General features: G+C 63.3%; 12 protein-coding genes. 7 read left to right on the top strand and 5 right to left on the bottom strand.

The window, feature by feature from the left end:
- Window positions 1–5117: 5117 nt before the first annotated feature.
- The 5 genes from trxA to ACX80X_RS16600 all read right to left on the bottom strand — a co-directional run bounded on the left by trxA (window position 5118) and on the right by ACX80X_RS16600 (window position 11175).
- A complete protein-coding gene (gene trxA / locus ACX80X_RS16620; RefSeq protein ID WP_252600874.1) occupies window positions 5118–5444 on the bottom strand; it encodes a thioredoxin in 327 nt (108 codons plus the stop codon).
- Window positions 5445–5481: 37 nt separating this feature from the next.
- The gene (trxB, locus tag ACX80X_RS16615) at window positions 5482–6438 is read right to left on the bottom strand and encodes a thioredoxin-disulfide reductase (protein ID WP_252600871.1); all 957 of its coding nucleotides are present in this window, start codon (window positions 6436–6438) and stop codon (window positions 5482–5484) included.
- Between the two features lie 249 nt (window positions 6439–6687).
- Window positions 6688–8247 carry a protein kinase family protein gene (locus ACX80X_RS16610; protein ID WP_252600867.1) on the bottom strand — a complete coding sequence of 520 codons (1560 nt, stop codon included), beginning with the start codon at window positions 8245–8247 and terminating at the stop codon, window positions 6688–6690.
- A 181-nt stretch (window positions 8248–8428) separates the two neighbouring features.
- Window positions 8429–10534 (bottom strand): murein biosynthesis integral membrane protein MurJ, encoded by a 2106-nt coding sequence (gene murJ, locus ACX80X_RS16605; protein ID WP_252600865.1) that lies wholly within the window; start codon window positions 10532–10534, stop codon window positions 8429–8431.
- Between the two features lie 92 nt (window positions 10535–10626).
- Window positions 10627–11175, bottom strand: a complete 549-nt coding sequence (locus ACX80X_RS16600) for an NUDIX hydrolase (RefSeq protein WP_246848665.1) — start codon at window positions 11173–11175, stop codon at window positions 10627–10629.
- Window positions 11176–11334: 159 nt separating this feature from the next.
- On the opposite strand from ACX80X_RS16600, the gene ACX80X_RS16595 reads away from it, so the two are divergent.
- The 7 genes from ACX80X_RS16595 (at window position 11335) to ACX80X_RS16565 (ending at window position 21083) form a co-directional block, all read left to right on the top strand.
- On the top strand, window positions 11335–12843 hold the full coding sequence (locus tag ACX80X_RS16595) for a CCA tRNA nucleotidyltransferase (RefSeq protein ID WP_252600862.1): 1509 nt from the start codon (window positions 11335–11337) through the stop codon (window positions 12841–12843).
- Window positions 12840–13424, top strand: coding sequence for a histidine phosphatase family protein (locus ACX80X_RS16590; protein WP_252600859.1), 585 nt, complete (start codon window positions 12840–12842; stop codon window positions 13422–13424). Before ACX80X_RS16595 ends, ACX80X_RS16590 begins: the two co-directional genes overlap by 4 nt.
- A gap of 618 nt (window positions 13425–14042) precedes the next feature.
- A complete protein-coding gene (locus ACX80X_RS16585; RefSeq protein ID WP_252611300.1) occupies window positions 14043–14204 on the top strand; it encodes a hypothetical protein in 162 nt (53 codons plus the stop codon).
- A 61-nt stretch (window positions 14205–14265) separates the two neighbouring features.
- Window positions 14266–15732 (top strand): glycosyltransferase family 87 protein, encoded by a 1467-nt coding sequence (locus ACX80X_RS16580; RefSeq protein WP_459312710.1) that lies wholly within the window; start codon window positions 14266–14268, stop codon window positions 15730–15732.
- Window positions 15725–17164 carry a phytoene desaturase family protein gene (locus tag ACX80X_RS16575; RefSeq protein ID WP_252611296.1) on the top strand — a complete coding sequence of 480 codons (1440 nt, stop codon included), beginning with the start codon at window positions 15725–15727 and terminating at the stop codon, window positions 17162–17164. Before ACX80X_RS16580 ends, ACX80X_RS16575 begins: the two co-directional genes overlap by 8 nt.
- Before the next feature lie 149 nt (window positions 17165–17313).
- Window positions 17314–19302 (top strand): penicillin-binding transpeptidase domain-containing protein, encoded by a 1989-nt coding sequence (locus ACX80X_RS16570; protein ID WP_459312708.1) that lies wholly within the window; start codon window positions 17314–17316, stop codon window positions 19300–19302.
- Window positions 19303–19400: 98 nt separating this feature from the next.
- Entirely contained in the window at window positions 19401–21083 is a 1683-nt protein-coding gene (locus ACX80X_RS16565; RefSeq protein WP_459312706.1) for an ABC-F family ATP-binding cassette domain-containing protein, read from the top strand.
- Window positions 21084–21217 lie beyond the last annotated feature (134 nt).

Raw genomic sequence — 21217 nt, 5'->3', positions numbered from 1 at the left:
AGACTGGAGTCCTCCAAAGACTGGTCTCCTCCAACGACTGTCGTCTCTGCTTGTGTTCCCGCTGCAGCGGTGGACTTCTGTGGCTCCGGGTTGCTGACGCACTGGAGGTGGGCACTGAGGGCGATGTAGATGGCGGAGCGCGAACTCTCGAGGCGGCGATCAGGCAGGAGTGGTGGATTCGACGGATCGCTGGACACTCCGATGCGACTCGTGATGCTTGTCACCCAATGGGTTCCGTTGCTCCGAAGCAGTGAAGAATGCGTCGATTCGCACATTTCCAATCAGTCCGTGCGGTGCTTATCCTGCCAAGCGGCGGGAACACCGTCATCGTTGCGCTTGCCCCGATCTGTTCCAGGGATCTGGTGTGCAGCGTACGTACCCGTGCAGATGTTGGCCTTAGCCTGCGGCTAACTCGTTGACTACGGGGATACGCCAGGGTGGACGTCTCCCCCGGAGACCTGTCGCGAGATAGTCTTCTGACCTTCAATCTGCTTCGGCAACATCCGGGTGGGTTCGGCAACGTCCGGGTTCGGCAACGTCTGGTCCAGATGGGAAGGCGCCTCGCGGTTGCTGTTTCACGTGAAACATCAACAGGGTATGCGCCGGATCTAGGCGGCGGCGCCATCGAGAACGAACATGAAGTTGGTATAATCTAAAGTCCTCGGCCAGTGATGTCGCCGGCGCGTCACCTACGCTGCGGCTGCGGAAGTGAATTCGGTTTTCCAGCATCCGAGGGGCTTCGCCCGCAGCCAAAGCGGTGGCTAAAAAACTCCTGCAGAAGCAGTTCACCAAGCTTCGTGAGGGTAGCCGAGATTGCTGAGCAGGTTCGGCCTACGCCCAGCCGTCTTCTAAATGGTTTCACGTGAAACATCGTGACGAGTCCAGCTCACCGTGCCTGGCATCTCCCCACGGCCCCGACACACCGATACCCCGACGTCCTCACGGCGCCGGCGAGCTGGCTGCGTCTCGGATTGTAAACTTGCATTCCAAGCGCCCTCCCATCTCGATCGCCGTGGGAACAGAGACAATTCCCAGACCTTGGAGTTGACGGCTTAGAGCCTACTATGGCCTCTTCACGCCTCGAGGATAATGCCGCCCCCAATCCCCCGGCCGGCAGTGACGCCCGCCACTGGTTATATCCTGCTGACCCAGCGCATGCCCGCCCAGGGTTCTGGGAGCTTGGGAAGCCGTCCAGAGGGCTAGTATCCAGCGGAGAGCCATGGCCGGGGTCCAGCATGTCCCGTTCCGTGGTGGCCCCAACCCTGACGCCTGAGTTCCACTCGCCGGGCAGTTAGCCTGAACAGATAGCTTCCTGGCGCATCCGAGGACTTTTGAGCTGGCGCACGCCGGCGCACCGGTAGCATCGGTTGAGGCAGGCAGGCAGGCAGGCAGGCAGGCAGGCAGGCAGGCAGGCAGGCAGGCAGGCAGGCAGGCAGGCAGGCAGGCAGGTACGACCGCGGCCCCCAACCGGGCCTTTCATCAAATAGTCTTCTGTGGAGACGGTACGTCGACGAATTGAATCTGCAGGGCGCCTCGATACACACCAATCTCAGGAGGGCGCATCGATCCCCTGGCTGGGCCAACAGTGTCGCCGGCTGCCTCATACGGGACCACCACCCTGGGCAGGGCTGCGACACTCCAAGTCGTTACAGCATGACTCTGGCAGTGCGCCATAGTGCGTCTCTGGACCAGCTCCGCAACTTGGCTTCGCCCCTCTAGGACCTGACCGCGGGGTGCACAGAATTGGCCCAGTCCGGGAGTGTCCGGGAGTGGAAGGAATTGGTGCAAGCCGAGTCGTCTTGCTGTGCAGCAGTTTGAGACAGGCGGGACCGTCCGGAAAGGTTCGGATCCGACGGGGAAGCGACCACAACTGCAACCACGTCAGATCATGGCCCGGCTGAAGATGAATCAGCTAGCCAGGCGGACAGCAGCCTGGTTTGAGGGAAAGGGAGTATCCGAAAGACTATGTTTCCGTGGACCACTCTTCATCATCGTGTGCGGCAAACTTGCCACAACAAGAGATGGAGCCAGGACAGGCTTGGGCCCGTAGGTGTGAATTGCATGGTGGATATCGTTGTGGATAACTTTGTGGATAGATTGCTTGGTGGCAGGCATCACGAAGAGATTTGGCCCACACGAGCGGATCCTGCAACGAGCGGTACGCACGAGCATTGGATAGCGCCTGCAGTCCCGTTTCACGTGAAACCTTACCAAGGTCGATTCAGACTCTCTTTCGGGACGGAAAGCGACTTCAATAGTTGGATTTCCGGCGATATTTCCAGTCCAACGTGAGCATGCGCTTCGTCCGTGGTAGTTGTCCTGGAGCAAAGCCGGCTCGAGGGTGTCGGCTGATCTAAAGGACGGCACTAGGGGTCCTGCATCCACGATTTGCAGACCGGTGGATAAGCCTGTGGATATCAGTGTGGATATCAGTGTGGATATCAGTGTGGATATCAGTGTGGATATCAGTGTGGATATCAGTGTGGATAACATTTGGGGATAACTTCGAAGTCGGTGGACATCAACGCGATTGAACCCTCCAGTCGAACCGAACAGTCACACTTCCGATGGATACGATTCCGTCATCCGCTGACATTCGTCACCTGCTCTAGGTCTTTGGGGTGGAGTTGGTCGGGCACCTAGGGCTCCGCCCTTCGGACAGGAAAGTCGGTATTGGCCAGCTGGCTCATGACCTGCCCACGCGTGTTGTTCCGGTCGGGAGCTGCAGTGCGGACTGACATGTTAAGACCGAGCAGGCGGTTCCGATACCGTCCTTCGCTGACAACCGAGCAAGTTGGCTCTGGTTCTGTCCTGCGCTGACTGGACGGCAACCGTAGCGATCTTGCGAACAGAGATGTGCGTAGCGGCGAAGCCACAACGCCTATTTTGGCCACGGGCAGGTACACGGCGATCACCTTCGTCCAGTCCTGGTTCAGGCTGACGGTCCCCCATCGACGCAGCAGGCCGGAGGGCTTGGGCGAGGGCTCAGCCTTCACGCAAGCGTCTATAGAGCCCGGTGGCAGGATTGAGGGCGCCCGGCAGTGTCTAGAATTCCTGCGGTGAGGAGAGTATTCCTCGTGTGCCTGGGCTGTGTACGGGTTGTCCGGGTGTCTACGACGTGTCGGTCGTGGAGCAACCAGGTTGACGTGGGGATGCGGCCAGTTGGCAGTTGGCCTCAGAAGATAGCATCGAGCACATGCGAAGCCGGCGTCCTTAGCATCCATCCCGGGAAGCTTGGTCGGAGATTTCGCTCAGTTTGTTTCACGTGAAACAGTACGCTCGAGGTCTTGCCATCCGCGAAGCCGTCGCCGGGGCGGGACTGTTTCACGTGAAACAGTCCGGCGTAGAAGAACATCCGTGTCCTCGTGCCGTCTTTGCCGGGCCCGCACCCGTGGCGCGCATGAGGTCTTCTGGTATGGCCCGTCTCTTGGCATGGGCCCGCTGAGACGACCACGGCGTTGTGAAGGGGTGCGGCCCCAACAAGTGGGTGTCGAGACCGGCGTGGGCTGCGGCCGAGGGCAATATCGGGCTTGGACAATCTCCGCATGTGCTTCCCATTCGGGCCATCGGCATCAATGGACATCTCGGACAATACGAACGACGATCCCGATGGACCCACCAGCGCAGCGAGTACAGACTGAATGCGCTGCGCGTGCCCTATCCGTACGGCCCCTGAATTACCACCCGAGGCTGTAGGTATCGGCGGAAGGGCATAGTGAGTCTCCAGGCCGACGGTCTCGAATTCGTCCGCAGGCACCTTGTCTGTGCTGCTGGCGGGTTCCCAACGCTGTGTGAGTATGCTCCCGGGGGTCGCTGAATCTTGAGTTGCGCGCTGCTGTGTCGTCGACATGCTGTGGACAAGACTGGACTGTTGAAACTGGTCAGGCTGGCACTGAACTGGATACCGTCGCGGCAGGATACCGACGTGCTGTGGTTTGGCGATGAGACTTGTGCGCATTTTCGATCAGGAAGTCGTTTTCGAGAGTGGCCAGTCAGTTACGAGGGGACGGTGCCATTTGATGTCGGGGATCTATTCCAATTGCTCGGATCCTAGCGTCATAACGGTCACCTGGCGTCCCCGGCGTTCCTTGGCTTCCCCCGTCCAGCGACGACTCCCCCGACCAGCCCCGATTCCTCCAACCACCGGCGTTGACTCTGACCACACCCTTGGAGCCGTGATCTTCTAGGCGTCAACTGCGAGAATCGGCGTTTGATTTAGACCATGGACGGCCAGCGAGGCTGGAACGCCGGCCTGGTCAGGGTGCTTCCGGTAGTCTGATGCTCCGGTTCCATATTGTCCTCCGCAAGGTGAAATGGGACGTCAAGGCCACTAGGCCACCTAATCTAATTGGCATTCGCTGCTCAGAGTTCGATCCAATCTCTGAGTGCGCCGCGGGTATTCTCCTCAGCGAATGGACGGGACGCAATACGGCGACATCGCGTGAACCATATCCTTGAGGACTGGCTCCAAATGCCGTCGGGCAGGCCAATAGGACTGAAGGGAGCAGACTCACGCAGGCTTCGGCCGTGTTTCACGTGAAACATAGTGCGGGGTACGCATCAGTGCGCAGAGTGTGACCGTCACGAAAGTGGAAGCCTGGGTTGATTGATTTACCGTCGTGAGCCGAACTGAACTTAGCTGAGTTCAAGTATGTCGAACTGAATCGCTGCGGCATTGTCGTGCGGCAAGGGCACTCGGATGTAAGGATCAGCATGCACTGACGCCGAAGAAATTTCGTCCGTCCGGCGAGCATGGCCACACCGTACGCCGCTTGGCTTGGCGAATCGTCGATGTTCGCATGAATCCATGTTTCGCGATCGCCAATGTTTCACGTGAAACAACAATCCGAATCCGGAAAGGCGAACTCTAGGATGGCGCCGGGACGTCTGACCGGAATTTACAGCCCACTCTCCCTCATTGATAAGACACTCATCCCTGTACTGGGTCTCCTGGAGCGACTCTGAGCAATCAGTGAAGTTAGGAAACAATTGACGGTTGATTCAATGTGGTTGTGCTTCCACGGGCCAGGTCTTAAAGGCCCGTGGCCACCGCTTCATGGAAGCAGTGGCCACAGGACGGTGTCACTAGTCACATGGGACCGAAGTCCCCTACCTGATTAGGAAAGGACGTCCGCAAATTCCTTTTCGAAGAACTGCTTCGGCCTCGCGCCGATAACAGTGCTCTTCACCTGGCCGTCCTGGAAGAGGTAAACGGCGGGGATGGACGTGATTCCGTACTCGGCGGCGATGGCGGGGTTGTCGTCGACGTTGAGCTTGACGACACTAACCTTCTCGCTGTATTCGACCGAGATCTCGTCGAGGATGGGTCCCAGCTTGCGGCAGGGGCCGCACCATTCAGCCCAGAAGTCCACAATTACTGGCTTGTCGGCGGACAGTACGTCCGCAGCAAAACTTGCATCTGTTACGTCTTTAGCGTTGCTCATAACCTTGTCTCTCTCTTCGAACGGCGGGTACGCGGATTTACGCGTGAAGGTCTGCGAGGTAGTGTTCCACGTCGATCGCGGCAACACATCCGGAACCGGAGGCCGTGATGGCCTGACGGTAGGTGGGATCAACAACATCGCCGGCGGCGAAGACGCCAGGGATGCTGGTCTTGGAACTCCGGCCCTCGACGGCGATGGTACCGGCCGCCGTGATCTCCAGGGAGTCCTTGACCAGGTCGGTGCGGGGGTCGTTTCCGATGGCGACGAAGACGCCGGTGACGGCGAGGTCGGACACGGTGCCGTCCTTCAGGTTCTTGATCTTGAGCCCGGTGACTTTGTCCGATCCGATGACGTCGTCAACGGAGCTGTTCCAGATGAACGAAATCTTGTCGTGGGCCAGAGCACGGTCCGCCATGATCTTGGAAGCTTTGAGTGTGTCGCGGCGGTGCACAACGGTGACGGACTTGGCGAATTTGGTCAGGAAGAGGGCTTCTTCCATGGCCGAGTCTCCTCCGCCGATGACCGCAATGTCCTGGTCCTTGAAAAAGAAACCATCGCAGGTTGCACACCAGCTCACGCCGTGGCCGGAGAGGCGCTTTTCGTTCGGGAGGCCCAACTCACGGTAAGCGGATCCGGTGGACAGGATGATGGCCCGCGCACGGAAGGTCTCGCCGGTACCGATGGTGACAGTCTTGATGTCGCCGTTGAGGTCCAGTGCTGTGACGTCCTCGAACTGGATTTCCGTTCCGAACCGCGCTGCCTGCTTCTCGAAGTTCTCCATGAGGTCCGGCCCCATGATGCCTTCGGGGAAGCCAGGGTAGTTTTCGACGTCGGTGGTGTTCATCAGTTCGCCGCCGGCGGTAACTGATCCGGCCAGAAGCAAGGGCTTCAGGTTGGCGCGCGCCGTGTAGACAGCGGCCGTGTACCCGGCCGGGCCCGAGCCGACGATGATGACATCACGTACTTCGGACGCGGTGTTTTCTGCGTTGCTCACTGAACGGTGAACCTCTTCCTTAGTCGATGCGCCGGCTTTTGCGGCCAGCCACATGGCACAACTGAATCTAGGTGGTGAATATTCCGGGCGTCGCGCGAACGGAGGAACCATCAGCGGTCATAGCCCCGTCATGTGGACGGGACGCCCTTCCAGATTACCGTCTGAAAACAGCTGAGCCGCGTCTGATACTTCGGAGCAATACTCCAGGCAGAACAGACGCGGCTCAACGGGAACGACGCAGGTGTGGTCCTACTGGATCTTGATCTCCGCCAGGCGGATGCCAAAGCCATAGCGGGTCTTCGGGGCGGCCAGCTTGGGAAGCGTCTTGATGGACACGATCACGTACTGTGCCTCCACCGGCTCGGCCAGCGGCATGGTCAGATCTGTTGACGTGAAGCTGTTGGTCCCCACCAGCCTGGCTCCGTCCAATGACGGACGGTCATTGGTGAAGACACTGAGATTGCCGCCCGAGGCCCCGAGCTGAGTCAGGGTGATGGATGAAACCTTCGCCGGATTCTTCAGCTTGACGAACAAGGGCACGCCATCGGTTGCGAGGCCGCCCCAGCCCTCGGTGGCAAATTCCATGTCTGACCAGTAGCTGGCTGCGTTGCCGTCAAACGCCTTCACAAGATCCACGTCGTAGGTGCCTGCGAAGTCAAAATCCCCCTGGCGGGTGATGCTGTCGATGGCAGGCGGTGCCGCCGGCGGTGCGGAGCTCGGGTTAGGGGAAGCCGACCCGGAGTTTGGCTGGGTGGAGCCCGTCGAATTGGAGGTTGGGGCGGCCTGGGGGCCAGATTTGAATAGACTGCCCAGGTTTGTGACCGCAAAGACCAGCCCGGCAATCAACACCACGGCGAGCAGCCCGCCAACCAGCCAGCGCATCGAGCGGGGCTCACGCTCGGGCTCGTCGTCATCGTAATAGTCATCCGTCCCGCCGGAAGGCGGTACTGCGGCCGCCGGAGACACTTTCCGGGCAACCGACGGGAAGGCGCCCGCTGCGCGATCGGAGTGTTCCGGCGCTCGGGAGACCACGGGTTCGTCGTAGGATGCGTCCTGGGAGCCGTTGGAATAGTCGTCCTCAGACCACAGGGAGACCTTGGGCGAATCGGATCCGGCACCTGCCTTGGGCTCGGCCGGTCCGGAAACTGGCCGGTTCTCCGCAGCCTGCACCGGTTGCGGCGCAGTGACGTGCTGATGTGCGGCAGTGGCGCCAGCAGCGGCGGCGCCTGCTCTAACGGCCCCGGCCTTGGCAGGGCCCGACGCCGGAAGGACCGCCGGGCGGAGCGGCGGACGGGCCGGAACAACCGGGGGTACAAGCGGCGGAGCAAGCGGTGCGGCAGACCGGAATGGGTCAACCTGGCTGGGGTGATTGTCCGAATAGTTGATATATCCGGCGTCGACGTTCTCTTCGTCGTCGTACGGTTCCGGTTCGTGTGAACGCACCTGGCCGAAAATTTCGCTTCCCAGGGTATCCGTGAAGAACGGCTCGACGTAAGGCGCGTCGGAAGCGACCACGAGGTCCAACAGGTCTGCCGCGGACGTGTGGTTGGTGATGAGGTACGTGGTGGCCTCAGTGACCCCAAGGTCCAGGACCTGGACGTTACCCGGGCGCTCACCAGTAGCCACCTCGCGGGCGCTCTGGGCCACCTGTTCGGTGTTGTCCGGGCCGGCGACCAGAATGCTGACCGGTCGGTTGAGAACCTGGTCCACCCCGTCCAGCACCAGATCCTGGTCGTGTGAGGTCAATACCGTGGCTGTGACCTTGTAGCGGCCGCCGAGTACTGATCCAACGTCGATCGGGTGGGACACTTGTTCCTCCTAGACTGTCCGGGAATGCCGGCGTAGATGATGCCACCGCCGGTCAGAAACCGGCTAAAAGCCAGCCGGCGAGCCGGTCTGCGCTTGCCTGCAACTACCCCTGTTCACTGTCGATCCTAGCCGATCGGCTAGGACCGCCGTGGTCGACAGGCAACCAAAAACCGCGAGAAGATCACTTTTTTCGAGGCCGGCGTGGCCTGAAATGGGGGTTCTGTCCGGCCTGGCCCTGGAACGTGCGCCGGCCGGGAAGGGGAATCTCGTCGCGCAGCAGCCCGCCCCGCGCTGTGCCGGGCACGTCCTCTGCGGGAAGGTATCCCGCGGCGGTTTCAGTGCCCCCGCTAGACATTGCTTCAGTTTCCCCTTGGGCGCCATCAGCTGGCGCCGTAGGCGCTGCCTGGCGTTCCGGTACGGGTCCTGCGCGGAAGGAGGCGGCGTCGAATTCGCCGGAAATCCGGGGAATCAGGCCGGTGTCCACCGCGACCGTGGCGCGTTCCGGCGTCGGACGTTCCGTTCCGGAAACGTCGGCACCCGCAGCCGACGACGGCGTTCCCCCGCCGCCGGACCGTCCCGTGCCGCGTCCCAGCCGTCCCAACAGGGGGCGCATGAGGTCCCGGAGCTCGGCGACGTGGAAGACCTTCAGCAGGAAGACATAGGCAACCAGCATGATGGGTCCGACGACGATAACGGTCACCAGGGCGGCGAGCCGGTCCTTCCAGGCGAAGCCGTCGGCGCTGTAGCTGCCCATCAGCCACAGGGCACCAGCGCCCGCCATCGCAGAACCGAGCGCTGCATAACCCATCCGGATGTAGGAGTTGGCGATCCGCGGCCCGTCGAGGTGGCCCAGGAGCCGGCGCAGGAAATAGGCGCTGATGACCACCGAAAGTATATTGCCCACCATATACAGGAGGGCGATTGCGTAGATGATCTGGCCCACCGGCAGGAACTGGATCCCGAAGGCACCGGCCACATAGACCACGGCAAGCAGCAGTTGGATATGGAACGGCGTGCGGGCGTCCTCATTGGCGTAGAAGACCCGCGACATCATGAAGTTGGCGCTCATGAACGGGGTGCTGAGAGCGAGGATGGTGAGCGTCTGGGCCAGCATGACGCCGTCCTGGCGCGGACCACCGGAAAAGAACATGCCAAGCGGGCCCGCCAGCGCGAAGAGTGCCAGCGCGCCAAAGACGGTGGCCACCGCCATCGTGCGGAGGCCGTGCGAGAGGGCGTCGCGGAGTTCCGCGCGGTTGCCATCCTGCGAAGCGCGGGTCATCCGGTTAAACAGGACAGTGGCGAGCGAGAGCGCAATGATGGAGTGCGGCAGCAGGTACAGCTGGCTGGCCACCTCCAGGACTGCGTTACCGGGCAGCATCTCGGCCGCCGGATCCCCCGCTTCCTTCAGCCGGAGGCGCTCAGCACCGGGAATTGTGGCGATGCGCATGACATACAGGAACGCCAACTGCCCCACGGCGGCCGTCAGGAGCGTCCAAACGCTCAGCCTAGCGGCCTGGCCAAGGCCTACTCCGCGCCAGCCAAACCGGGGCCGGAGACCCAGCCGCAGGCGGATCACCGGGATCAGCAGGATAGCTGTCTGGGCCACCACGCCTATGGTTGAGAAGCCGGCCACAAGCAGGGTCTGGGACGGGCCCCAGTTGTCCAGCGTGTGCGGGTTCATGCGGTTCTCGCCGAAGATCCAGATGAACATGCCCAGGCCGCCAATGGCCACCAGGTTGTTCATGATGGGGGCCCACATGGCAGGCCCGAACGCACCATTGGCGTTGAGGACCTGTGTCAGCAGCGCGTAGAGGCCGTAGAAGAAGATCTGGGGCAGGCACCAGAAGGCGAACGCGACTGCCAGGGCCTTCTGCTGCGGCGAATAACCCTGGGTGGTCAATTCGATGACCCACGGAGCAGCGAGCGTGACCAGCGCGGTGAGGCCCAGCAGTAGGAGCACGGCCAGCGTCAGCAGCCGGCTGATGTAGTCCGCTCCCCTGTCCGGGGCCTTGCTCGCTTTGATGATCTGCGGGACCAGGACGGCGTTGAACACACCACCGGCCACCAGCAGGAAGATCAGGTTGGGCAGGTTGTTGGCATTGATGAACGTGTCGTTAACCGTGGAGCCGAGGCCCAGCGCGGCACCCAGCATCCAGGTCTTGCCGAAGCCCAGGAACCGGGACACCAGGGTGCCAGCAGCCATGATGGCGCTGGACCGGGTTTCACTCGCTGTTCCGCTCGGGGCGGCGGGGCCGGCTTTGTCGGAGGGGGGATTGGTAGCTGACATCGAGTTCATCGTCTCACCCGGACGCTGTTTGTACCGCAACGGACAGGCTATATGCCTGTATAGGCATATACGCAGCTTCGGCGGAGACGGCCTTAGAGGTGTTCTGGCAGGACGTCCCGGGCCAGATCCGCGATGCGCCGCTCGTTGGGGAACGAGAGCTTCCGTGCGAGTTCCTTGATGGGGACCCATGCGACGTCCACGGCTTCGTGGTCCGGATCGTTTTCGATGGTGAGTTCGCCGCCGGTGGCGCGCAGCAGGTAGTGGTGGACGGTTTTGTGGACGCGGTGCCCGCTGACAGTGAACCAGTAGTCGATGCTGCCGAGCGGGGCCAGGATGTCGCCCTCGATGCCGGTTTCCTCGGCAATCTCGCGCACTGCTGCCTGCTCGTTGTCTTCCTTGCCTTCCGGATGGCCCTTGGGAAGGCACCACTCCAGCCGTCCGCCCCTGTTAAGGCGGGCAATGATCGCAACCCTTAGTTCGCCGTCGGACGTGTCCACCACAACGCCGCCGGCGGAAATTTCCTCCACCGTGGGAAGCGAGGCCGGGGCCGAGTGCAAGGCAGGCGCGACGTGGGCACCAATTGCCGACGGCAACGGTGCGTTTGTCCTCCTGCCGGGAGCGCTCGGTACGGGATGGGCCATGGAGTCCACTCTAACGACTCTTGTCCGATCATGATTACCGGAACATGACATCAAAGTGGACTGCGTATGACGCACTTTGAGGGGCTGCAGGCGAATAGGAGCGATCTTGAGGAGATTTTGGCCTGCCAAGCCGCTGGTTTCTGACAAGCTTAAGTAACTATGGCGCACGCACATCACAAGATTGATTCCAACACCGTCGATTTCCAGGTTGACCCGGTGGTCCTGGAGCTCGGGCAGCGCTTTGTCGACGCCGGCCACGAGCTGTCCCTGGTGGGCGGTCCGGTACGGGATCTCTTCCTGGGACGCGCCTCGCCGGACCTGGACTTCACCACGGACGCCACGCCGAGCCAGACAGTTGCCCTGATCAAAAAGTGGGCGGACAACTTCTGGGAGATCGGCCGGGCCTTCGGGACGATCGGGATGCGGAAGGCCGGCTTCCAGATCGAGATCACCACGTACCGGGCCGATGCTTACGATCCGGAGTCGCGCAAGCCCGTGGTGGCCTTCGGCACCTCCCTGACCGACGATCTCCTGCGCCGCGATTTCACGATCAACGCCATGGCCCTGCGGCTCCCGTCGCTTGAACTCATTGATCCGTTCGGCGGCGTCCGGGATCTCAACGCCGCCGTCCTGGCAACGCCCGCTTCACCCGAGGCCTCCTTCTCCGATGATCCCCTCCGTATGATGCGCGCCGCCCGGTTCGCATCGCAGCTGGGCATCTCCGTGCACGACGACGTGCGGCTTGCCATGAGCCAGATGGCCGAGCGGATCAAGATCATCTCGGCTGAACGGGTCCGTGATGAGTTGGTCAAACTCATCTGCGGTGCCCACCCCCGAGTCGGTGTGGACCTGCTCGTGGAAACCGGCCTCGCCGAGTTCGTGCTGCCTGAGGTGTCCGCCCTGCGGCTGGAATCTGACGAGCACCACCGCCACAAGGATGTCTACCAGCACTCCCTTCAGGTCCTGGAACAGGCCGCTGCCCTGGAAACGGACGCCGACGGCGCGTTGCCGGCTCCCGACTTTGTGCTGCGGTTCGCAGCACTGATGCACGACGTCGGCAAGCCGGCTACGCGGCGCTTCGAACCGGGCGGCGCGGTCAGCTTCCGGCACCACGACATGGTGGGATCCAAGCTCACGGCAAAGCGGATGAAGACTCTCCGCTTCGACAACGACACCATCAAGGCCGTGGCCCGGCTGGTGGAGCTGCACATGCGTTTCTACGGTTACGGTGACGCCGGGTGGAGTGATTCGGCCGTCCGCCGCTACGTTACGGACGCCGGCCATCTCCTGGAACGGCTGCACCGGCTGACCCGCTCTGACGTCACCACCCGCAACCAGCGGAAGGCCGAACGGCTCGCCTTCGCCTACGACGACCTGGAAGACCGGATCGCCGTTTTGCGCGAGCAGGAGTCTCTGGACGCGGTCCGGCCCGATCTGGATGGCGCCAAAATCATGGCCATCCTGAACCTCAAGCCTGGTCCCGTGGTGGGCCGTGCCTACAAATTCCTGCTGGAGGAACGGATGGAACACGGACCCCTTCAACCGGACGATGCCGAAGCGAGGCTGCTCGCCTGGTGGGCGGAGCAGCCCGAGGCAGCACCCCCGGTTCCGGAAGCAGCAGAGCCTCCCGCCGCCGTCGAACTTTCCCCGAACGAGGAGTCCAAATGATTAACCCGATGACCGCGCCCCGCCCCCAGCTCTGGATCCTGCGCCACGGCGAGACCGAGTGGTCCAAGAGCGGGCAATACACCGGGCTCACCGACCTGCCCCTGACCGTGGAAGGCGAACAGCAGGCCGTGGAGGCCCGAAAGGTGCTGGACCAGGTGGACTTCGACCTGGTCCTGACGTCCCCACTGCGCCGCGCGCGGCGCACCGCCGAACTGGCAGGTTACCCTGACGCGCAGCATGAGCCGCTGGCAGTGGAATGGAACTACGGCGACTATGAGGGCATCAGTTCGGACCTGATCCGCAAGGACAACCCGGATTACCTGATCTGGACGCATGGTGTGCCCAACGGCGAGACCCTGGACGAAGTGGCAGCCCGCGCCGACAAGATTGTGGCCAGTGTGCTGGAATCCGGCCTGGACAACGTGCTGATCGTGGCGCACGGGCACTTCTCCCGGATCCTCACCGCGCGCTGGCTGGAACTGCCGCCCGCCGAAGGCCGCCATTTCATCCTGGGAACCGCGAAAGTCTGCACGCTCGGCTGGGATAAGCGGACACCGGCCATTGTCCGCTGGGGACTCTAACGGCGCATTCATAAACTTTCTTGAAAAACTTTGCTAATTAAGTGGCGCATTGCTCTATTCGTAGGGTAATTTTATTCCTGACCCCAGAGCGTCTTTGCCGGGGTCGCGGCGCGCGTTGTCCGGCTAGTCAGCCGAGGCGGCGGCATAACGGAAAAGGAGGTTGGGAAAAATGATTACTTTGACTAGCGGATGGAAGATGACCATCACCGCGAACCCGGCCTCTGCTGCTTTTGCGCGCCGTCTTAACGGAGTGTCTGCCTCCTAACCTTCTTGCAACTGATGACGCCCCCGCGGCGGCGTCACTTGCAACGAGGTATATCCAGGCCACTTCCTTCTCGGATGGCTCGCGCTAGTGGCTCGCTCTAGGCGACGCCTGCTGGAAGTCTCCTGTCGGCGCAGCTTCAGGGCTGGTCCTCGCGGCGACGCGGCATCCCCATAGTTCGGAACTCAGCTTCTTTGTTGGGGTCTGCACCCGCCGCTGCAAGTAGGGTCCTTCTTCGCATTTGCGAACAATTCATAAATACCGGGCATTTCCCTGCCTAATTATGCCGTTATTGCTCTGGCACTAAATGGCCTTAATTGTCATGCCCAATTTTACGCCGAAAGGAGGTGACCACCATGATCAAGAGAATCAAGAAAGCATTGTTCTCCCTGCGGCGGCCTGTCCGGAATGATCGTCCTTTCCGGGATGGCCGCCGGGAATTCAACGGGCAGCTCCTGGACCGGCGGCGCGAAGAGGTTTTCGTCCTGTTGCACCAGCAGATGGGCGGTATGAACTGAAGGCTAGTGCCGGATATCAAGTCCGGTCCGGCGGGGCAGCGTCCCGGGTAAGCTCTCAGACATGCAGGAGACGAAGCCACCGGCGCACCCACGGCGCGCCCGCTTGGTTGTTCCGAGCCGCAGCGACCTGCTGCTGAAGAACTTCACGGAACTGATCGGCGGGCCGATGGGTGCCCGGTCGGCGCCCGGCCTCGTCTCCCCCGGCGTTTTTACCGTGGAACGTGTCCTGATCATCTTGACCGTCGTGGCGGCGCTGGCCAGCCTCGCCATCAAGGGCTACTGCCGGGCCAACGGCTGGTCGAGCCCCGGCCAGTTCTATTCCACGTGCTATTCCGACTTCCCGGAATTCTTCCGCAACCGAGGCCTGGGGGACGGCACGTTCCCGGTCCTGAGCTCGGGATCTCTCTTTGAAGACCCCGTCCTGATGGGACTCATTGCCGGGGTGACTGCCTGGATGGTCCCGGGCCAGGGCATCAGTGACGCGCGGATTCTTGGCTACTTCGACGTTAATGCCACTCTGGTTGCAGCCGTATGGATTATCACCGTGCTGGCTACGGCCCGGATGTCACAGCGGCGCCCCTGGGATGCGGCCATGGTGGCGCTGGCACCTGGCATCGTGCTGGCCGGAACCATCAACTGGGACATGTGGGCCGTGGCGTTGTTGGCGCTGGGGATGCTGTGTTTTTCGCGGGAAAGGCTGGTCCTCGCCGGCACCCTGATCGGCCTCGCCTCAGCGACGAAGCCCTATGCCGCCCTGATTCTCGGAGCCGTTCTGCTGCTGGCCCTGCGGACCGGGCGGATCCGCGCGTTCGTGGTTACGGCCGTTGCCGGCGCCGCGGCCTGGCTGGCCATTAACGTGCCTGTTGCGGTCTCCAACCCGTCCGGCTGGGGGTACTTCTTCAGGTTCACCGAGACGAGGGAAGCCGGCTACGGGTCGTTATGGTTCGCGTACAACCTGGTGGCCCGGCGCCTGCGCTGGCAGGTGCTGGATCCCGCAACCATCAACTGGCTGGCCCTGGCTGTGTTCCTGCTGGCCTGCACCATGATTGCCGCGGTGGCGCTGACAGCAGCACGCCGGCCGCGGCTGGCCCAGTTGGCGTTCCTCATCGTGGGTGCTTTTGTCCTGACCAGCAAGGTCTATTCGCCACAGCATGTCCTGTGGCTCATCCCGCTGTTGGCGCTGGCCCGGCCGCGGTGGCGGGATTTTCTCATTTGGCAGGGCGTTGAAGGCCTGCACTGGGCAGCCGTCTGGATGTACCTGGGCCAGGTGGCCAGCCAGGGCCCGACCCAGCACAATATTGACATGCCCTACTACGTCCTGGCCGTGGCAGCACATATGCTTGCAACGGCATATTTGATGTTCCGGGTTGTATGGGACATCTACGATCCGGACTACGATCCCGTCCGCCGCCATCGCCTCGATGATCCACAGGGAGGGCCGTTCGACGGGCTCCCGGACTGGTTGCGGTTCAGCCCCCGCCATCCCTCGCACGCGGTGCTCCCTTGGCGGGCGAAACACCATGCCTGACGTCGCCGTCGTCGGGTCCGGACCCAACGGTCTGGCTGCAGCCGCCGTAATGGCGCGCGCCGGCCTCTCCGTCGAAGTCCACGAGGCGGCGGACACCATCGGAGGCGGTACCCGCACCGCCGAACTGATGCAGCCGGGGCACCTCCATGACATCTGCTCGGCCGTGCATCCCATGGCGCTGGCATCACCCTTCTTCCGCGACTTCGAGCTGGCACGCCGGATAGACCTGGTGGTCCCGGAGCTTTCATTCGGATCACCGCTCGACGGCGGACGGGCGGCCCTCGGATATCACAGCCTCGAACGGACGGTCCAAGGCCTGGGCCGGGACGGCGACGCCTACCGCCGGCTTCTTGGCCCGCTGGTTGACCGCATTGACGGCGTGATGGATCTGACGCAGCACCAGCTGATGAGGATCCCCCGGGATCCCCTGGCGGCGGCGCTTTTCGGGCTGCGGACACTGGAGCAGGGATCGCGGCTGTGGAACGCGCGGTTCCACGAGGACCTTGCGCCCGCACTGCTCAGCGGCGTGGCCGCCCATGCGGTTTCGCAGCTGCCCTCGCTGGCCTCTGCAGGCGCCGGGCTCATGCTCACCGCACTGGCTCACGCCCAAGGCTGGCCGATTCCGCTGGGCGGATCGGCCTCCATTGCGGCCGCGCTGGAGGCCGACATCCGTGCCCACGGCGGGGTGATCCATACGGGGGCGACGATCGAGAGCCTCCAACAACTCCGCGGCGCGCGGGCCACTCTGCTGGACGTGGCCCCACGGGGCCTGCTGAACATTGCAGGCGACAGCCTCCCGGCCAGGTACCGGCAAGCCCTGGAGGGGTTCCGCTATGGGAATGGTTCCTGCAAAGTGGACTTCATCCTGTCCGGACCCGTTCCGTGGGCAGCAAAGGAACTGGGGGACGCCGGAACGGTGCACGTCGGCGGCACGCGTGCTGAACTTGCCCGTGCCGAGAACGAAGTATCCGCCGGGAAACACCCGGAACGCCCTTACGTCCTGGTGGCCCAGCCATCACGGTTCGACACGGGCCGGGCGCCGGCCGGCCGGCAGATCCTGTGGGCATACTGCCATGTGCCTGCCGGATCAACCCGCGACATGGGCGAGGCCGTCACCGCGCAGCTGGAGCGCTTCGCGCCCGGGTTCCGGGATGTGGTGATGCAGGCCCGGGTGACTACTGCGGCGGAACTGGCCAGCTACAACCGGAACTACGTGGGCGGGGACTTCAGTGCCGGCATCATGGATGTGCGCGGACTTATCCAGCGCCCTGTGGTTTCCAGCGTTCCATGGCGGACGCCGGTGCCCGGCGTGTATCTCTGTTCCTCCTCTACGCCGCCCGGCCCTGGGGTAACGGGCATGCCAGGGTTCTTCGCCGCGAAACATGCCCTTAAGGACATATTTGGTCTTGGGGTCCCTTCGCTCGGCCTCTGAACCCCGCCTCTATCCCGGCGCGAATGGACACTTAAGCCCCTGGCAGCGGTCCTCAAGTGTCCTTTCGCGCAAATCATTGGGGCGCCAAGTGTCCGTTCGCGCGGGATGGGTGACAGCAAGCGCGTTCCAAATCGGGGCATAATAGCGCCGTGGGGAACTCAAAGAAACTATCGCTTGCCATAGCTGGACTCATCCTCGGCGCCTCCTTGGTTGCCTGCGACGACGGCAGAGGGGGTGCCGAAAGCGCGGCCAAGCAGTTTGCGTCCGCTCTTTCCACGCTCGACGTCGGCTCGGTCGCCTTTGATGGCAAGGACTCCCGGGTGGCCAAGCAACAGGTCCAGGACGTTTTCAAGGCCCTGGAGCCGGACAAGCCCACAGTGGCGACCGGCGAGCTCACCCTGGACGGCGACACTGCAACCGTCCCGCTGGACTACACCTGGAAAATCGGCACCGGCGAGTGGAAATACACGGTCTCCGCAGAGTTCACGAAGTCAGGGGACAAATGGCTCGCGGTCTGGAACCCGGCAGCTCTGGTCCCCGGACTCGCCGACAACGAAATCCTCAGCAAGGGCACCCAGTCGCCGCAACGCGCCGACATCCTGGGCGCAGGTGACGCGAAGCTGGTCACGTACCGTCCCGTGGTCAACGTGGGGATCGACAGACTGCTTCTGGGATCCGCGGACGCCGCCGCGTCAGCCACCAAACTGGCCGAACTGGTGGGCGTGGATCCCGCCGCCTACGCCCAACAGGTTGCGGCCTCCGGCGCCGAGGCGTTCGTCCGGGCCATCACTCTCCGTGATGAGGGCCGCACCGTCACGGACGCGCAGATCACGGCCATTCCCGGTGCCCGCGCCATCCCGGAAGCCCAGCCGCTGGCACCCAGCCGCACATTCGCAAGGGCAGTCCTCGGCACCGTCGGCGAGGCCACGGCCGAGCAGATCGAGGCGTCCGACGGCGTCCTGACCGCCGGCGACGTGACTGGCATCGGCGGGCTCCAGCAGCAGTACGACGCGCAGCTCCGCGGCACAGACGCCGTGGTGATCCGTGCCCAGCGGGCCGACCTGACCCGCGAACAGATCCAGGCCGCCGGAACGGATCCCCGCAGGGTGGTCTTCGAGATGGCCCCGACACCGGGCACGCCGCTGAAAACCACCCTTGATCCGAACCTCCAGTCACTCGCCGAGAGCACCCTTGCCGGTGTAGGTCCGGCGTCGGCCATCGTGGCGCTCCGCCCCTCCACGGGGGCCGTTCTCGCCGCGGCCTCAGGCCCGGGAAGCAACGGCTACAACACGGCCATGCTGGGCCAGTACGCGCCCGGGTCAACCTTCAAGATCGTCGATTCGCTTGCCATGCTCCGCAACGGCCTGACGCCCGATTCGAAGGTGGAATGCACACCCACCCTTACCGTGGACGGCCGGACGTTCAAGAACGCGGAAGGTTACCCGGAAACGTCTCTGGGGTCCGTGGCACTCCGCGATGCCTTTGCCCACTCGTGCAACACGGCGTTCATCGCTGCGCGCGACACAGTCACTCAGACCCAGCTCGAGGCTGCTGCCGTCGCCATGGGCGTGGCGGTGGAGGCCCCCGCGCTGGGCGCCGCGGCCTTCCTGGGGTCCGTTCCGGGCGACGCGGCGGGCACCGAACATGCCGCCTCGATGATCGGCCAGGGCAAGGTGCTCCTGTCCCCGCTGGCAGCGGCCATCATGGCCGGTTCCGTGGGCAAGGGATCCCCCGTCTCACCGCAGCTGGTCCTGAACCCCGACGCCGGGGCTGCCGCGGCAGACACCTCCGACGAGACGACCGCGGAGGGCGCGTCGCCGTCGTCGACCGTTACGCCGGAGGCACCGTCCAAGGCGTCCGGCCAGCCCATCACCGCCGCCGAGGCCGCGGCGCTGTCCGACATGATGCGGGCTGTAGTCACGTCCGGCCACGCGGGTTTCCTGTCCACCGTTCCGGGCGCGCCGGTGGGCGCCAAGACCGGCACGGCGGAGTTCGGCAAGGAGAACCCGCCCAAGACGCACGCCTGGATTGTGGCCGTCCACGGTGACATGGCGGTGGCCGTGTTCGTCGAGGACGGCGGCCTCGGAGCCACCACGTCCGGGCCGCTGGTCAAGCAGTTCCTGACCGCCGCCGGCTAGGTCCCCCAGTTTTGTCTAGATAATGCGCGCCGAACTGCCTCGAAGGCCGATTATCTGGACAAAAACCCGGGTAGGGCGGGCGTGGGAAGATTGATGGCGTGGCCCACATAGACATTTCCGGCATTGACTACTTCCTCTCCGATGGCACCCAGCTGCTCAACGGCGTGACTTTCAAGGTCCCGGACGGTACCAAAACCGCCCTGATCGGCCCCAACGGCACGGGCAAGACCACCCTCTTCCGGATCATTTCCGGCGACCTCGTACCGGACGAAGGTGTGATCGGGCGCTCCGGAAACATGGGCATCATGCGCCAGTTCGTGGGCCAGGTCCGGGACGATTCCACCGTCCGAGATCTGCTGGTATCCGCCGCTCCGCCGGCCCTGGCCGCCGCGGCCAGGGAGGTGGACGAGGCCGAGCTCGCGATGGTGGAGCACGACAACGAGCCCAGCCAGATGCGGTACGCGCAGGCCATCGTGGACTGGGGAGATGCCGGCGGTTATGACGTGGAGACTGTCTGGGACGAGGTCTGCATGGCCGCGCTGGGACTGCCCTTTGACCGCGCACAGCACCGCCCGGCGTCGAGCCTTTCCGGCGGCGAGCAGAAGCGGCTGGTGCTGGAGGCCCTGTTTGCCGGACCTGACCAACTCCTGCTCCTGGACGAACCGGACAACTACCTCGATGTGCCCGGCAAGCGCTGGCTTGAGGACAAGCTCAACGAGTCCAAAAAGACTGTCTTCTTCATCAGCCACGACCGCGAGCTGCTCAACAATGCCGCCGGCCGCATCGTGACCCTTGAGCCGGGCATCAACGGAGCCGGCGCCTGGGTGCACGGCGGCGGCTTTGGCTCCTACGTGGACGCCCGCGCTGACCGGAACGCCCGCTTCGAGGAGCTCCGCAAGCGCTGGGACGAGGAGCACGTGAAGCTCAAAGAACTCGTCAATATGTACAAAAACAAGGCCGCCTTCCGCTCCGACATGGCCAACCGCTACCAGGCCGCCCAGACTCGCCTGGCCAAGTTCCTCGAGGCCGGCCCGCCGGAAGCATTGCCGATCGAGCAGAATGTGCGCATGCGCCTGAAGGGTGGCCGGACCGCCAAGCGGGCCGTTGTGGCTGAGAAACTGGAACTGACCGGGCTGATGAAGCCGTTCTCCACCGAGGTGTGGTTCGGGGACCGCGTGGGTGTGCTCGGCTCCAACGGCTCCGGCAAGAGCCACTTCCTGCGCCTGCTCGCCACGGGCGGGACGGACCCGGAACGGGAGCACCTTCCCGTGTCCGACGTCGATATTGCTGAAGTGCCGCACGAGGGAACCGTGAAACTCGGCGCCCGTATCCGGCCCGGCTTCTTCGCCCAGACCCACGTCCGGCCCGACCTCCTGGGCAAGACCCTGCTGGAGATCCTGCACCGCGGCGACGAGCACCGGTCCGGCCTGGGCCGGGAGGCAGCCGCCGGCGCATTGGACGGCTACGGCCTGGCGTCGCAGTCGGAGCAGAAGTACGAAGCGCTCTCTGGCGGCCAGCAGGCGCGGTTCCAGATCCTGCTGCTACAGCTCTCCGGCGCCACGCTCCTGCTGTTGGATGAGCCCACGGACAACTTGGACCTGCATTCGGCCGAGGCACTGGAAAAAGCCATCGACCACTTCGAGGGAACCGTCCTGGCAGTCACCCACGACCGCTGGTTCGCCCGCACCTTCGACCGGTTCCTGGTGTTCGGTTCCGACGGCCGCGTCTACGAATCCGCCGAGCCTGTGTGGGACGAAAAGCGGGTTGAGCGCGCCCGCTGACGCTCTCTCACTTCCTGCAGGTTTCCGGCCGACGCTCGAAAATTGTCAAGCTGTGTGGAGTCACTGGGCTAGTTTTTGGGGTGTTTTGGTCTCGGGCAGGTTGATCCCGACGTATTTGGCGGGGGCTGGTGTGG

The organism is Pseudarthrobacter sp. MDT3-1 (genome assembly GCF_054510755.1).
Note: the sequence above shows the minus strand (reverse complement) of the source record. Positions and strands in the feature narration are given on the sequence as shown.

Coding starts and splice junctions, on each gene's coding strand:
- murJ (WP_252600865.1), bottom strand. CDS start 10,534: ATGTCAGCTACCAATCCCCCCTCCGACAAAGCCGGCCCCGCCGCCCCG.
- trxA (WP_252600874.1), bottom strand. CDS start 5,444: ATGAGCAACGCTAAAGACGTAACAGATGCAAGTTTTGCTGCGGACGTA.
- ACX80X_RS16590 (WP_252600859.1), top strand. CDS start 12,840: ATGATTAACCCGATGACCGCGCCCCGCCCCCAGCTCTGGATCCTGCGC.
- ACX80X_RS16600 (WP_246848665.1), bottom strand. CDS start 11,175: ATGGCCCATCCCGTACCGAGCGCTCCCGGCAGGAGGACAAACGCACCG.
- ACX80X_RS16575 (WP_252611296.1), top strand. CDS start 15,725: ATGCCTGACGTCGCCGTCGTCGGGTCCGGACCCAACGGTCTGGCTGCA.
- ACX80X_RS16585 (WP_252611300.1), top strand. CDS start 14,043: ATGATCAAGAGAATCAAGAAAGCATTGTTCTCCCTGCGGCGGCCTGTC.
- ACX80X_RS16595 (WP_252600862.1), top strand. CDS start 11,335: ATGGCGCACGCACATCACAAGATTGATTCCAACACCGTCGATTTCCAG.
- ACX80X_RS16580 (WP_459312710.1), top strand. CDS start 14,266: ATGCAGGAGACGAAGCCACCGGCGCACCCACGGCGCGCCCGCTTGGTT.